Origin of the sequence: Pseudomonas sp. REP124 (assembly GCF_020164475.1) — a bacterium.
GTDB lineage: Bacteria > Pseudomonadota > Gammaproteobacteria > Pseudomonadales > Pseudomonadaceae > Aquipseudomonas.
In genome coordinates this window covers 1-12,802 of record NZ_JAIQWX010000165.1, presented here as the reverse complement: position 1 = coordinate 12,802, position 12,802 = coordinate 1, and the positions used below count along the sequence as shown (strand labels likewise).

The window sequence follows — 12,802 nt, the reverse complement described above, 5'->3', positions numbered from 1 at the left end:
CCCATCTTTTGGGGCCGCTGCGCAGCCCAGCGGGGGCAAGCCCCCTCGCCACAATGACCTCATCGCCTGTTTGATCTCTTAATTCACTGGCCCGCTCCCACAGGTTCACCCGACAAACGTCATCCCCGCTGTTTTTTCCCTGTCATCTTCGCCATGCATGCTCCATAGACAGAGACGCACGCAGGCCCGCGCTCTGCATCCCGAACTTTCTTCTCGTGCCAGCGGTCAGTTATTACAGACACGCCCCAGGCACTTCGTTTTCGGACTATTGAGTGGTGATCGAGATGGAAAGTATCAGTCTCTTGCTCGGTGAGGCTCTGAGCCCGTACCAGGTGACAGTGACCCCGTCAGGCCTTCATGGCGAATGCCGGGTCACGTTGATGAATGCGAGCGGTATCAAGGTGGTCGAGCGTCAATTCAGTCAGTACCAATTGACCGACAAGCGTTCGCTGACCGATGTGGTCGATGGTCTGCATCGCGACGTGCTGATTGCCGAAGGGCGTCTGGAACCCTGCATGATCGCGGCGATGCGCAATGCGGCCCAGGACAAGTTGATGGCCAGCCGAAATTGAATTGTCATTTTCACGAAACTTCCTGCACTCAGGTCAGTCAGACCCTATAACAGCAGGATCAAGCATTGTGCTCCGGTGCTTGTAGCTTGCTGCTACGGGTCTTTATGTAGACCTTGTTTAACCCCGAGTCGTCTCCCCACTTCTCGGGGTTTCTTTTTGCCCGGCGTTTGTCACTGGCGCGCTTGCTCCTCGAAAAATTTCCGGGATGCTTCCAGGTACTCTCCGCGACTTTCCGGGTCGAGCCAGGCGGCGTAGGCCTCGCTCAACTGATCCCGGGGCAGGGTGCGCAGCAGTTGATTGATCTCCGAGATGACCTGCCGGCCTTCCGGGGTGTCGGTGCAGCCGATGTAGCCGGACAGGTATTTGCCCGTGCCGCGAATCGGGTAGAACTGCAAGTCATCCTCGGCAATGCCTCGCTGCTGAGCCTGATAGCGGATTTCCGGGCGATAGCCCAGCAGCAGTTGCAGGCGCCCCAGACGTTGCATCTGCAGAAGGCTGCCCAGGGCTTCGTTGCCGTAGTGAAGGGTCAGGGTCTTGGGTGGCGCCTGCTTGATTAGCGTGTCCAGAAACTCGCCATAGTTGCGCTCGGCGACGATGCCGAGGGTCAGGCTGCCGGTGGCCAGCAGGGCCGCCAGATCCACTTCGCCGTCCTTGATGAAAGGCAGCAACAGATCACGATCGACGCGCCGAATCGCCAGGCCATTGCTCATGGCACGAAACACCGGGATGGAAAAGGCGATCCAGCTTTCCCGTTCCTTGCTCCAGTTCAGTGCTGCATCGCAGGTCAGGGAGGGTTCGTGGAGCATTTGCAGGCCCCGCGCGCGATTGACCCGCATGACGCTGTGCCGGTATTGCGGCAGGTCGTCGATCAGTTGGGTCAACAACTGGTCGATGATGCCGAGGCCGTTTTTCGGTCCTTCGAAAATGAACAACGGCGGCAAATCACGCTTGAGCCACACCAGGGTCGGCTTGGGTTGCGCCATGGCCGAAGACATGAACACACAGATCAGCAGCACACTCAGCCATGCACCCGGCAATGCACAAATGGCCCGTACGCCCGGCCACAGGCCATGCTGAATGACGCGCGCAATCAAGCGCCCGAGCTCAGATGGCCCCGTCCTTGCGCAGTTGTGTGATCTGCGACGCGTCATAGCCAAGTTCCTGGAGTACCTGTGTGTTGTGCTCACCTAACTGCGGTCCGACCCATTCACAATCTCCGGGAGTCTCCGAGAGTTTCGGCACGATTCCCGGCATCTTGAAGTCTTTGCCATCCGGCAGCCTGGCTTGCAGGAACATTTCCCGTGCCAGGTACTGCGGATCGTTGAACATGTCTTCGGCGCTGAAGATCCGGCTGGCGGGCACCTCGGCCTGGTTCAGGTGTTCGAGCACCGTATCCAGCGGCAACGAGTTGACCCAGCGATCGATGATCCCGTAGAGCTCGTCGCGACGACTGTCCCGGCCATCGTTGCTGGCCAGGGTCGGGTCATTGGCCAGGTCTTCGCGGCCGATGATCAGCATGAAGCGCTTGAAGATCGCATCGCCATTGGCGCCGATCTGCACGTGCTTGCCATCGGCGCTGGTGTGGATCGAGGAGGGTGTGATGCCCGGCATGATGTTGCCGGTGCGCTCGCGGATGAAGCCGAACACGTCGAACTCCGGAACCATGCTTTCCATCATGGCGAAGATCGCTTCATACAGCGCCACGTCCACCACCTGGCCCTGGCCGCCGTTGACCTCGCGGTGACGCAGCGCCATGAGCGCGCCGATTACGCCCCAAAGCGCGGCAATCGAATCGCCGATGGAAATCCCGGTGCGCACCGGCGGGCGGTCCTCGAAGCCGGTGATGTAGCGCAGGCCGCCCATGGATTCGCCGACGGCGCCGAAGCCTGGCTGATCTTTCATCGGGCCGGTCTGGCCGAAACCCGAAAGCCGTACCATCACCAGTTTCGGGTTCAGGGCATGCAGGGTTTCCCAGCCCAGGCCGAGCTTTTCCAGCACGCCGGGACGGAAGTTCTCGATCAGGATGTCCGCTTCGCTCAGCAGCTTTTTCAGAATCGCCAGACCGTCGGGGTGTTTAAGGTTCAGGGTGAGGGATTTCTTGTTGCGCGCCTGCACGAACCACCACAGCGAGGTGCCTTCATACAGCTTGCGCCATTTGCGCAGTGGATCGCCGCCGTCCGGGGATTCGATCTTGACCACGTCGGCACCGAATTCCGCGCAGATACGCGAGGCGAACGGGCCGGCAATCAGTGTGCCCAGTTCGATGACTTTGAGGCCCGAAAGCGGTTTGGCGGTGAACGGCATACAAAATCCTGTAGGACAAAGGGCTGAGCGAATAGAGACTTTTAACATAGCCGACTGTCAGGCGCTCACGGTAGATCGCCATCAACTCGATGATTGCCCGTCGCATCGGTTAGACTTGCCGCCTTTCCCCGTCTCAAGAAGCCCGTTCATGGCCCAGCCGTCCACGACCTACAAGTTTGAACTGAACCTCACCGACCTCGACCGCAACGTCTACGAGAACGTGAAGCAGACCATCGCCCGTCACCCTTCGGAAACCGAAGAGCGCATGACCGTGCGTCTGCTGGCCTACGCCCTCTGGTACAACGAGCAGCTGTCGTTTGGCCGTGGTCTGTCGGAAGTGGATGAACCGGCCCTGTGGGAAAAAAGCCTGGATGATCGCGTGCTGCACTGGATCGAAGTCGGCCAGCCCGATGCCGAGCGCCTGACCTGGTGTTCGCGTCGCACCGAACGCACCAGCCTGCTGGCCTACGGCAGCCTGCGCGTCTGGGAAGGCAAAGTGGTGCCGGCAGCGAAGAGCCTGAAGAACGTGCACATTGCTGCCGTACCGCAGGAAGTGCTGGAAACCCTCGCCAAGGATATGCCGCGCGTTATCAAGTGGGACGTGATGATCAGCGAAGGGACGATATTCGTCACCGACGACCGTGGTCAGCACGAAGTCCAGTTGCAGTGGCTGGCCGGCGAGCGCGGTTGATCGCTCGCTTGCTCCACGCATCACCTTGTTTCATCCCCTGTACTTGAGAGAAGCACCTGTCACCCCATGCGTATCGAACCCCGCCTGCTGCCCGACACCCTGCCGTTCCTCGGTGATATCCCGCCTCTGCTGGCCCGCCTCTATGCGGCACGGGGCGTGCAGTCCGAAGCCGAATTGGACAAGAGCCTGGCGCGGTTGATTCCGTTCCAGCAGCTCAAGGGCATCGAGGCGGCGGTGGATTTGCTGGTGGTGGCACTGGAGCAGCGCCAGCGCATCCTGATCGTCGGCGACTTCGACGCCGACGGCGCGACCGCCAGCACGGTCGGCACCCTGGGCCTGCGCCTGCTCGGTGCGGCCCATGTCGATTACCTGGTGCCAAACCGCTTCGATTATGGCTACGGCCTGACTCCGGAAATCGTCGCGGTGGCTCTGGAGCGTCAACCACAGTTGCTGATCACCGTGGACAACGGCATTTCCAGCGTCGAAGGCGTGGCGGCGGCGAAGAAGGCCGGGCTCAACGTGCTGGTCACCGACCACCACTTGCCCGGCGATGAGTTGCCGCTGGCCGATGCCATCGTCAATCCGAACCAGCCGGGTTGCGAGTTCCCGAGCAAGGCACTGGCGGGTGTCGGGGTGATTTTCTATGTGCTGATGGCCTTGCGTGCGCGGCTGCGCAGTTTGGGCTGGTACGAGACCCGGCCGCAGCCGAACATCGGCGAATTGCTCGATCTGGTGGCCCTGGGCAGCGTCGCCGACGTGGTGCCGCTGGATGCCAACAACCGGATTCTGGTGCATCAAGGTTTGGAGCGGATTCGCGCCGGACGCGCACGGCCGGGGATCAAGGCGATCCTCGAAGTGGCCAAGCGTGACCACGCACGCATTACCTCCACCGATCTCGGCTTCATCGTCGGCCCGCGCCTGAACGCGGCGGGGCGTCTGGATGACATGAGCCTGGGCATCGAATGCCTGCTCACCGAAGACGCTGGCCTGGCGCGGGAAATGGCAGCCCAGTTGGACGGCATGAACCAGGACCGCAAATCCATCGAGCAGGGCATGCAGCGCGAAGCCATGGCGCAGCTCAAGGATCTGCCGGTGGAGTCCATGCCGTTCGGCCTGTGTCTGTTCGATCCCGAATGGCACCAGGGGGTGATCGGTATTCTCGCCTCGCGCATGAAAGAGCGTTATTTCCGCCCGACCATCGCGTTTGCCGATGCCGGCGACGGCTTGCTCAAGGGCTCGGGGCGTTCGGTGCAGGGCTTTCATATCCGTGATGCCCTGAGTGTGGTGGCCGCGCAGCATCCGAACCTGATCACCAAGTACGGTGGCCACGCCATGGCCGCCGGTCTGACCTTGCCTGAAGCCAATTTCCCGCTGTTCGCCGAGGCATTCGATGCCGAAGTGCGTCGGCAATTGCGCGAAGAAGACCTGACCGGGCGCCTGTTGTCGGATGGCACCCTGGCGGTCGAGGAATTTCACCTGGAGCTGGCCCGCGCGCTGCGCCATGCAGGGCCCTGGGGTCAGCACTTCCCGGAGCCGCTGTTTCACGGGGTTTTCCAGTTGGTGGAGCAGCGGGTGGTCGGCGAACGGCACCTCAAGGTGGTGCTGCGCAGCGAATGCGGCTCGGTGAAGCTCGACGGCATCGCCTTCGGCATCGACCGCGAGGTCTGGCCGAACCCGACCATCAAGTGGGTGGAACTGGCCTACAAACTCGACGTCAACGAGTTCCGCGGCAACGAGACCGTTCAGCTGATGATTGCCCACATCGAACCCCGTTAATTCGCTCCTCCCCCTGTAGGAGCCGAGCTTGCTCGCGATGGGCGTCAACGATAACGCTGGCTGTCAGAAGGCTCGCGGTGTCTGGGCTACCATCGCGAGCAAGCTCGGCTCCTACAGAGGACAGGGGGCGCTATCCGTTGATGTCGACTAGGCTCTAAGCACTGCTTGATTATCCTTGTGACGTCTTGTCCAATTTTTTGCCCGCGGGGGCGGGTGCTTCGCCTTTTTCCTGTCACTCGTCGACTTTTCAAACAGAACCCTGGAGCCTGACCACTGATTTGAGAGGTGCCCCATGAGTCTGCTGCTTGAACCCTTCACCCTTCGCCAACTGACCCTGCTCAACCGCATCGCGGTATCGCCGATGTGCCAGTATTCCAGTGTCGATGGCCTGGCCAATGACTGGCATCTGGTTCACCTCGGCAGTCGCGCCATCGGCGGCGCGGGACTGGTCTTTACCGAAGCCACGGCGATCACCGCCGACGGGCGCATCACCGCGCAGGATCTCGGTCTGTGGAACGATGAGCAGATCGAACCCTTGCAACGCATTACTCGCTTCATCGCCGCTCAAGGCGGTGTCGCCGGCATCCAGCTGGCCCATGCGGGGCGCAAGGCCAGCACCTACCGACCCTGGCTCGGCACCCATGGCAGCGTGAAACCCGCTGACGGCGGCTGGCTGCCGGTCGGCCCGTCACCGATCGCTTTCGATCCGGAACACACCAAACCCAAACAGCTGGAAGAAAGCGAGATCGCCGACCTCATCCAGGCCTTCGTCGACGCGGCCAAACGCGCGCTGATCGCCGGTTTCAAGGTGGTGGAAGTGCACGCGGCCCATGGTTATCTGCTGCACCAGTTCCTCTCGCCTCTGAGCAATCAGCGGCGCGACCAGTACGGCGGTTCATTCGAAAACCGCATCCGTCTGGTCTTGCAGGTCACCGAAGCGGTGCGCGCGGTATGGCCACAGGAGTTGCCGCTGTTTGTGCGGGTTTCGGCCACCGATTGGGTGGAGGACGGCTGGAACCCTGATGAAACGGTCGAACTGGCGCGCCGCCTGAAAGCGCTGGGGGTGGACCTGATCGATGTGTCGTCGGGCGGAACCGCGGTCAACGCGGAAATCCCCACCGGACCGGGCTACCAGACCCGTTTCGCCGAACGGGTGCGCAAGGAATCGGGGATCGCCACCGGCACCGTGGGCATGATCACTGAACCTGCGCAGGCCGAGCACATTCTGCGCACCTGTCAGGCGGACATCATCTTCCTCGCCCGCGAGCTGCTGCGCGATCCGTACTGGCCGCTGCATGCGGACGATGATCTGGGTGGGCGCAAGGCGGTGTGGCCGGCGCAATACCAACGGGCGACCCACCGTGACCAGCCCATCCATGAGTCGGATCTGCGAGATTGATCGAGCGATTAACAGATCGAACAGGCAACACGGTCACTGTGGCGAGGGGGCTTGCCCCCGTTGGACTGCGCAGCAGTCCCATCTTTTTTGGGGCCGCTCCGCAGCCCAACGGGAGTAAACCCCCTCGCCACAGGTACGTGTTCGGCTTAACTGAATGGCATTAGGGCAAGCCTCCTCACCACAGGTACGCGTTGACTGGCTTTCTGTAAGAGCAATCAGGCCGCTTCGATCTTGCTGCGGTTCTGTTCGACCTTGTTCAGGTAATCCTTGAGCGTGTCCTGCTCCGCCGCTGTGGTGAACAGGCCGAGCTTGCTGCGCCGCCAGAGAATGTCATGGGCGGTGGTGGCCCACTCTTCGCTGCACAGGTAATCGACTTCGCGGGTATAGAGGCCGCCGCCGATGTGTTCGCCCATGTCGCCGAGGTTCTGCACGCCTTCGAGCATGCGCCAGGTGCGGCTGCCGTAGGTGGTGGCCCAGCGCCGGGAAATATCGGTCGGGAGCCAGTCGTACTTGTCACGCAGCTGCGAGCTCAGCGCCTGCGGGGTGGTCATGCCTTCGCCGCCCGGCAGAGGTGCATTGGTGGTCCAGCTCGGCTTGATGTGTTCGAAGTAGGGCGCCAGTTGCGCCAGCGCCGATTCGGCCAGCTTGCGATAGGTGGTCAGCTTGCCGCCGAACACCGACAGCAGCGGCGCTTCCTCACCGCTGCCCGACAAAGCCAGGGTGTAGTCGCGGGTGACGGCCGACGGGTTGTCGGACTCGTCGTTGCACAGCGGGCGTACGCCGGAATAGCTGTGCAGGATGTCGTCGCGGCCGATCTGCTTCTTGAAGTGGGCGTTGACCACGTTGAGCAGGTAATCGGTCTCGCCTTCGGTGATCGCCACGGCCGCCGGATCGCCGGTGTATTCGCGGTCGGTGGTGCCGATCAGGGTGAAGTGATTCAGGTATGGAATGGTGAAGACGATGCGCTGATCTTCGTTCTGCAGAATATGCGCGTGCTCGCCTTCGTACAGTTTCGGCACGATCAGGTGGCTGCCCTGGATCAAGCGGATGCCGTAGGGCGATTCCATCTTCAGATCGTCACGAATGAATTTCGCCACCCAAGGGCCGGCGGCATTCACCAGCGCCTTGGAATGGATCGAAAACAGGCTGCCGTCGGCACGTTCCAGGTGCAGATGCCACAGGCCCTTGGTGCGACGGGCGCTGACACAACGGGTCTGGGTGTGAATGTGCGCACCTTTTTCCCGGGCGGCCATGGCGTTCAACACCACCAGACGGGCATCGTCGACCCAGCAGTCGGAGTATTCGAAACCCTTGGTGATTTCGCTTTTCAGCGCGCTGTCCGCGCCGAACTTCAGGCTTTTCGAACCCAGCAGCTGTTCGCGCTTGCCCAGGTTGTCGTACAGAAACAGGCCGGCGCGGATCATCCAGGCTGGGCGCAGGTGCGGGCGATGGGGCAGCACGAAGCGCATCTGCTTGACGATGTGCGGCGCCTTGGCCAGCAGCACTTCGCGCTCGGCCAGGGCTTCGCGCACCAGGCGGAATTCGTAATGTTCGAGATAGCGCAGGCCGCCATGGATCAGCTTGCTGCTGGCCGAAGAGGTGTGGCTGGCCAGGTCATCCTTTTCGCAAAGGAACACCGAAAGACCGCGACCGGCGGCATCGGCTGCGATCCCCACGCCATTGATCCCGCCACCGATGACGGCGATATCGTAGATCTCGGCAAGAGGGGGCACGGGCAAGGTAGAGGTGGGCATCGGCTAAGCCTCGGATTTCTTTGATGTTCGGTATTGGAAACCGAACAATAAATGTTCATTTGCGAAAATGTTAGCCGATAAATATGCGCACAGCCAGTCGCATTCGATTGAAAAAACTCATCGAAAGGCGGTTAAAGGAAAATTATCGAAAAGAAATGCTCCCACGTTCCCTGTAGGAGCCGAGCTTGCTCGCGATGGACGTCAACGATAACGCGGGCTGTCAGAATGCCCGCGGTGTCTGGACTGGCATCGCGAGCAAGCTCGGCTCCTACAGGAGGGGGCGGGGTGTCAGACGACTTCGAGGCGAACCTTGTGCTGGTTCAGTAGTTGGGTCAGTGCAGGGGTGGGTGACTGATCGGTGACCAGGCAATCAACCAGGCTGATCGGCCCCAGGCGAATCATGGCGTTGCGCCCGAACTTGCTGGAGTCGGCGGCGAGGATCACCTGGCGAGCGTTGGCGATGATCGCCTGGGAGACCCGCACTTCCTGGTAATCGAAGTCCAGCAGGCTGCCGTCTTCGTCGATGCCGCTGATGCCGACGAGGGCGAAGTCGACTTTGAACTGATTGATGAAATCGACACTGGCCTGACCGACCACGCCACCGTCGCGGCGCACGTTGCCACCGGTCAGCAGCACGTCGAAATCGTCCTTGGCACTGAGCATCGAGGCCACGTGCAGGTTGTTGGTGATGATCTTCAGATGACTGTGATTGAGCAGGGCGCGGGCGATGGATTCGGTGGTGGTGCCGATGTTGATGAACAGCGAGGCGTGATCGGGAATCTGCGCGGCGATGGCTTCGGCGATACGCTGCTTTTCGTCGCGCATCTGATCGGCGCGCATGGCGTAGGCGGTGTTCTCGACACTGGAGTCGTAAGCCGCGCCGCCGTGGTAGCGACGCAGCAGATTGGCTTCCGCCAGTTGATTGATATCGCGGCGGATGGTCTGCGGAGTGACAACGAACAGCGTGGCCATTTCCTCGATGCTGACATAGCCGCGCTCGCGGACCAGTTCGAGGATTTGCTGCTGGCGGGGAGGCAGATTCATGGGGCGTCCTTTGGGCTGCCGTGCAAAATTTGCCCATGATGCCGCACGAATGGACTCCCTGCCAGTTTCATCAAGGCCCGAATGGCTTATTCGGCGCCTTCCTGCGGCTCCCAGTCGCGGGTGCGGCTGACCGCTTTTTTCCAGCCGGCGTAGAGTTTTTCTTTCTCGGCTTCGTCCAGGGTCGGCTCGAACCTACGCTCGATCACCGCCTTGCCGCGCAGTTCTTCCAGGCTGCCCCAGAAACCGCAGGCCAGGCCCGCCAGATAGGCCGCGCCCAAGGCCGTGGTCTCGCGCATCTTCGGCCGTTCGACCTGGGTGCCGAGAATGTCGGCCTGGAACTGCATGAGGAAGTTGTTCGCTACCGCTCCGCCGTCCACCCGCAGGGCCTTGAGGCGTTCGCCGGCGTCCTGCTGCATGGCGTCGAGCACGTCGCGGGTCTGGTAGGCGATGGATTCCAGGGTCGCGCGGATGATGTGATCCACGCGCACGCCGCGGGTCAGGCCGAACAGCGCGCCACGGGCGTAGGGGTCCCAATAGGGCGCGCCAAGACCGGTGAAGGCCGGGACCAGGTACACGCCGTTGCTGTCCTTGACCTTGCTGGCGAAGTACTCGGTATCGAGGGCGTCATTGATGATTTTCAGTTCGTCGCGCAGCCACTGCACGGTGGAGCCGCCGTTGAACACCGCGCCTTCCAGCGCATAGGCCACTTCGCCGCGAGGGCCGCAGGCGATGGTGGTGAGCATGCCGTGGCTGGATTTCACCGCCTTGGCGCCGGTGTTCATCAGCAGGAAGCAACCGGTGCCGTAGGTGTTTTTCGCCTGACCGGCCTCGACGCACATCTGGCCGAACAGCGCGGCCTGCTGGTCGCCGGCGATACCGCCAATGGCGATGCCGCTCTTGGTGCGCCCGTAGATTTCCGAGGAGGCTTTCACCTCCGGCAGCAGCTCCTTGGGGATATCCAGCAGCTCCAGCATCTTCGCATCCCACTCCAGGGTGTGGATGTTGAAGAGCATGGTGCGCGAGGCGTTGGTGTAGTCGGTGACGTGGACCTTGCCGCCGGTGAATTTCCAGATCAGCCAGCTGTCGACGGTGCCGAACAGCAGCTCGCCGTTGCGCGCGCGTTCACGGCTGCCTTCGACGTGGTCGAGGATCCACTTGAGTTTGGTCCCGGAGAAATACGGGTCGGTGACCAGGCCGGTGGTTTCGCTGATGTATTGCTCGTGACCGTCGCGCTTGAGCTGCTGGCAGATCTCGGTGCTGCGACGGCACTGCCAGACGACGGCGTTGTAGATCGGCCGGCCGGTGTTCTTGTCCCAGACCACGGTGGTTTCGCGCTGGTTGGTGATGCCGATCGCCGCGACCTGATCGTGATGCAGTCCAGCTTGTGCAAGCGCCTCGACCATCACCGCGCTCTGGGTGGCGAAGATTTCCATCGGGTCATGCTCGACCCAGCCGGCTTGTGGGTAATGCTGGGCGAATTCGCGTTGGGCAGTGCAGACCACATTCGCATCGCGATCGAAAATGATCGCCCGGGAACTGGTGGTCCCCTGGTCGAGGGCAATGATGTAGTTCTTGTTCTGTGTGTCGGTCATGTCGATTGCCTTGGACGGAAAAGGAAAAGCCAGGGTTCATAAACGAAAAAATATAGACAGGCTATCGGACTGTCAAAGGTCGAAAGCGAACGATCCTTGTGGGAGCGACCCTGCTCGCGATGAGTGTCTGGGCAACGCGTTCATCCAGACAGCTCGCGTCATCGTTGTCGTCCATCGCCAGCAGGCTCGCTCCCACAGTAAACGGTGTGAAGCGTTTTACGAATCAATGTCCTAGAATCCGCCGCAGTGTTTTTCTACTGCCCACCCGTCTGGAGCTGTCATGACACCCGCGTTGGATTTGCTGAAAAAGGCTCGCGCCGAACACCGTGTGCACAGTTACGAGCATGATCCCAAGGCCGCGTCCTATGGGCTGGAAGCTGCGGAAAAGCTTGGGCTGGACCCGGCGCAGGTGTTCAAGACCCTGCTGGCGGCCAGTGAAAAGAACGAGCTGCTGGTGGCCGTGGTGCCGGTGGGCGGCACGCTGGATCTCAAGGCCCTGGCTCATGCCGCAGGGGTGAAGAAGGTTGAAATGGCCGACCCGGCCGCCGCGCAGCGCTCGACCGGTTATCTGCTGGGCGGGATCAGTCCCCTGGGGCAGAAAAAGCGCCTGCGCACCTTCATCGACAATTCCGCCCAGCCCTTCGCGAGCATTTTCGTCAGCGCCGGCCGACGCGGCCTGGAGGTCGAGCTGGCCCCGGCAGTGCTGGCCGAACATACCCAGGCGAAGTTCGCCGACATCGGTCGCGCCTGACGGCGCTGTATGGTGCAAAAAAGCCAGCTCTGTCACTGGTGGGTTTCAGACAACGACTTCATGCTCGGTAGCCTGACAAAGGGAGAATGTTATGCAGCTTGAGTTTCATCAGGTCGACGCGTTCAGTGATCGTGCCTTCAGCGGTAACCCGGCGATGGTCTATCGGCTGGACGCCTGGCTCGCCGACGAGTTGATGCAGAAAATTGCCGCCGAGCACAACCTGGCGGAAACCGCTTTCGTGGTGCGTGAAGGACTGGGCTGGCACATCCGCTGGTTCACCCCGACCACCGAAGTGCCGCTGTGCGGTCACGCGACCCTGGCCAGCGCCTACGTGCTGTTCGAAATCTACAAGGAACCGGTGGAGCGCCTGGACTTCACCTGCAAGTCCGGTCCCTTGAGTGTCGCCCGCGACGGCAGCCGGCTCTGGCTGGACTTCCCGGCGATCGTTCCGTCGGAGCTGGGCGTGACCCAGGAGGTCGAGCGGGCGATTGGCACGGAGATCGTCGACGTGCTGGGCTCGAATGAATTGTTCGTGGTGCTGGAGTCGGAGCAGGCCGTGCTCGACTGCAAGCCGGACATGGTGGCGCTGGCGAAATTGCCGTGGCTGGGCGCGATCGTGACCGCCCGGGGCAGTAAGCATGATTTCGTCTCGCGCTATTTTGCGCCGGCGATTGGCATCAACGAAGACCCGGTGACCGGTTCGACCCATTGCAGCCTGATTCCGTATTGGTCCAGACGCCTGGGCAAGTCGAGCCTCACGGCCTACCAGTGTTCGAAGCGGGGCGGGGAGCTGTTCTGCCGGCTGGAAGGGGATCGGGTGAAGATTGGCGGGAATGCGACGTTGGTGGCCAGTGGCAAACTGATGATCGCCTGAAACCTGTAGGAGCGAGGCTTGCCCGCGAAGGCGTCGTGTCAGTCA

At 61.6% G+C, this 12,802-nt stretch carries 11 protein-coding genes; 6 read left to right on the top strand and 5 right to left on the bottom strand.

Annotation, left to right across the window (positions count from 1 at the left end):
* Positions 1–284 precede the first annotated feature (284 nt).
* On the top strand, positions 285–572 hold the full coding sequence (locus K9857_RS26330) for a DUF3509 domain-containing protein (protein ID WP_224540848.1): 288 nt from the start codon (positions 285–287) through the stop codon (positions 570–572).
* Positions 573–742: 170 nt separating this feature from the next.
* Here K9857_RS26330 and K9857_RS26325 read toward each other — a convergent pair whose 3' ends face one another.
* Complete coding sequence (locus tag K9857_RS26325) at positions 743–1,666, bottom strand: TIGR02285 family protein (RefSeq protein WP_411961615.1); 924 nt, start codon at positions 1,664–1,666, stop codon at positions 743–745.
* A gap of 10 nt (positions 1,667–1,676) precedes the next feature.
* Positions 1,677–2,876, bottom strand: coding sequence for a CaiB/BaiF CoA transferase family protein (locus tag K9857_RS26320; RefSeq protein ID WP_224540844.1), 1,200 nt, complete (start codon positions 2,874–2,876; stop codon positions 1,677–1,679).
* A 148-nt stretch (positions 2,877–3,024) separates the two neighbouring features.
* Here K9857_RS26320 and K9857_RS26315 point away from each other — a divergent pair, with 148 nt between their 5' ends.
* The 3 genes from K9857_RS26315 to K9857_RS26305 all read left to right on the top strand — a co-directional run bounded on the left by K9857_RS26315 (position 3,025) and on the right by K9857_RS26305 (position 6,742).
* A complete protein-coding gene (locus tag K9857_RS26315) occupies positions 3,025–3,567 on the top strand; it encodes a YaeQ family protein (RefSeq protein ID WP_224540842.1) in 543 nt (180 codons plus the stop codon).
* 66 nt (positions 3,568–3,633) lie between these two features.
* A complete protein-coding gene (gene recJ / locus K9857_RS26310; RefSeq protein WP_224540840.1) occupies positions 3,634–5,343 on the top strand; it encodes a single-stranded-DNA-specific exonuclease RecJ in 1,710 nt (569 codons plus the stop codon).
* Between the two features lie 292 nt (positions 5,344–5,635).
* A complete protein-coding gene (locus K9857_RS26305; RefSeq protein WP_224540838.1) occupies positions 5,636–6,742 on the top strand; it encodes an NADH:flavin oxidoreductase/NADH oxidase in 1,107 nt (368 codons plus the stop codon).
* 215 nt (positions 6,743–6,957) lie between these two features.
* Here the strand turns inward: K9857_RS26305 and glpD are convergent, their stop codons facing one another.
* The 3 genes from glpD to glpK form a co-directional block, all read right to left on the bottom strand.
* Positions 6,958–8,496 (bottom strand): glycerol-3-phosphate dehydrogenase, encoded by a 1,539-nt coding sequence (gene glpD, locus K9857_RS26300; protein ID WP_224540836.1) that lies wholly within the window; start codon positions 8,494–8,496, stop codon positions 6,958–6,960.
* A gap of 288 nt (positions 8,497–8,784) precedes the next feature.
* Positions 8,785–9,540 carry a DeoR/GlpR family transcriptional regulator gene (locus K9857_RS26295; RefSeq protein WP_224540834.1) on the bottom strand — a complete coding sequence of 252 codons (756 nt, stop codon included), beginning with the start codon at positions 9,538–9,540 and terminating at the stop codon, positions 8,785–8,787.
* Positions 9,541–9,626: 86 nt separating this feature from the next.
* Positions 9,627–11,132: a glycerol kinase GlpK gene (gene glpK, locus K9857_RS26290; RefSeq protein ID WP_224540832.1), complete on the bottom strand. Its 1,506-nt coding sequence runs from the start codon at positions 11,130–11,132 to the stop codon at positions 9,627–9,629.
* A gap of 280 nt (positions 11,133–11,412) precedes the next feature.
* On the opposite strand from glpK, the gene ybaK reads away from it, so the two are divergent.
* Entirely contained in the window at positions 11,413–11,883 is a 471-nt protein-coding gene (gene ybaK, locus K9857_RS26285; RefSeq protein ID WP_175377865.1) for a Cys-tRNA(Pro) deacylase, read from the top strand.
* Positions 11,884–11,974: 91 nt separating this feature from the next.
* The gene (locus K9857_RS26280) at positions 11,975–12,757 is read left to right on the top strand and encodes a PhzF family phenazine biosynthesis protein (RefSeq protein WP_224540830.1); all 783 of its coding nucleotides are present in this window, start codon (positions 11,975–11,977) and stop codon (positions 12,755–12,757) included.
* Positions 12,758–12,802: the final 45 nt, after the last annotated feature.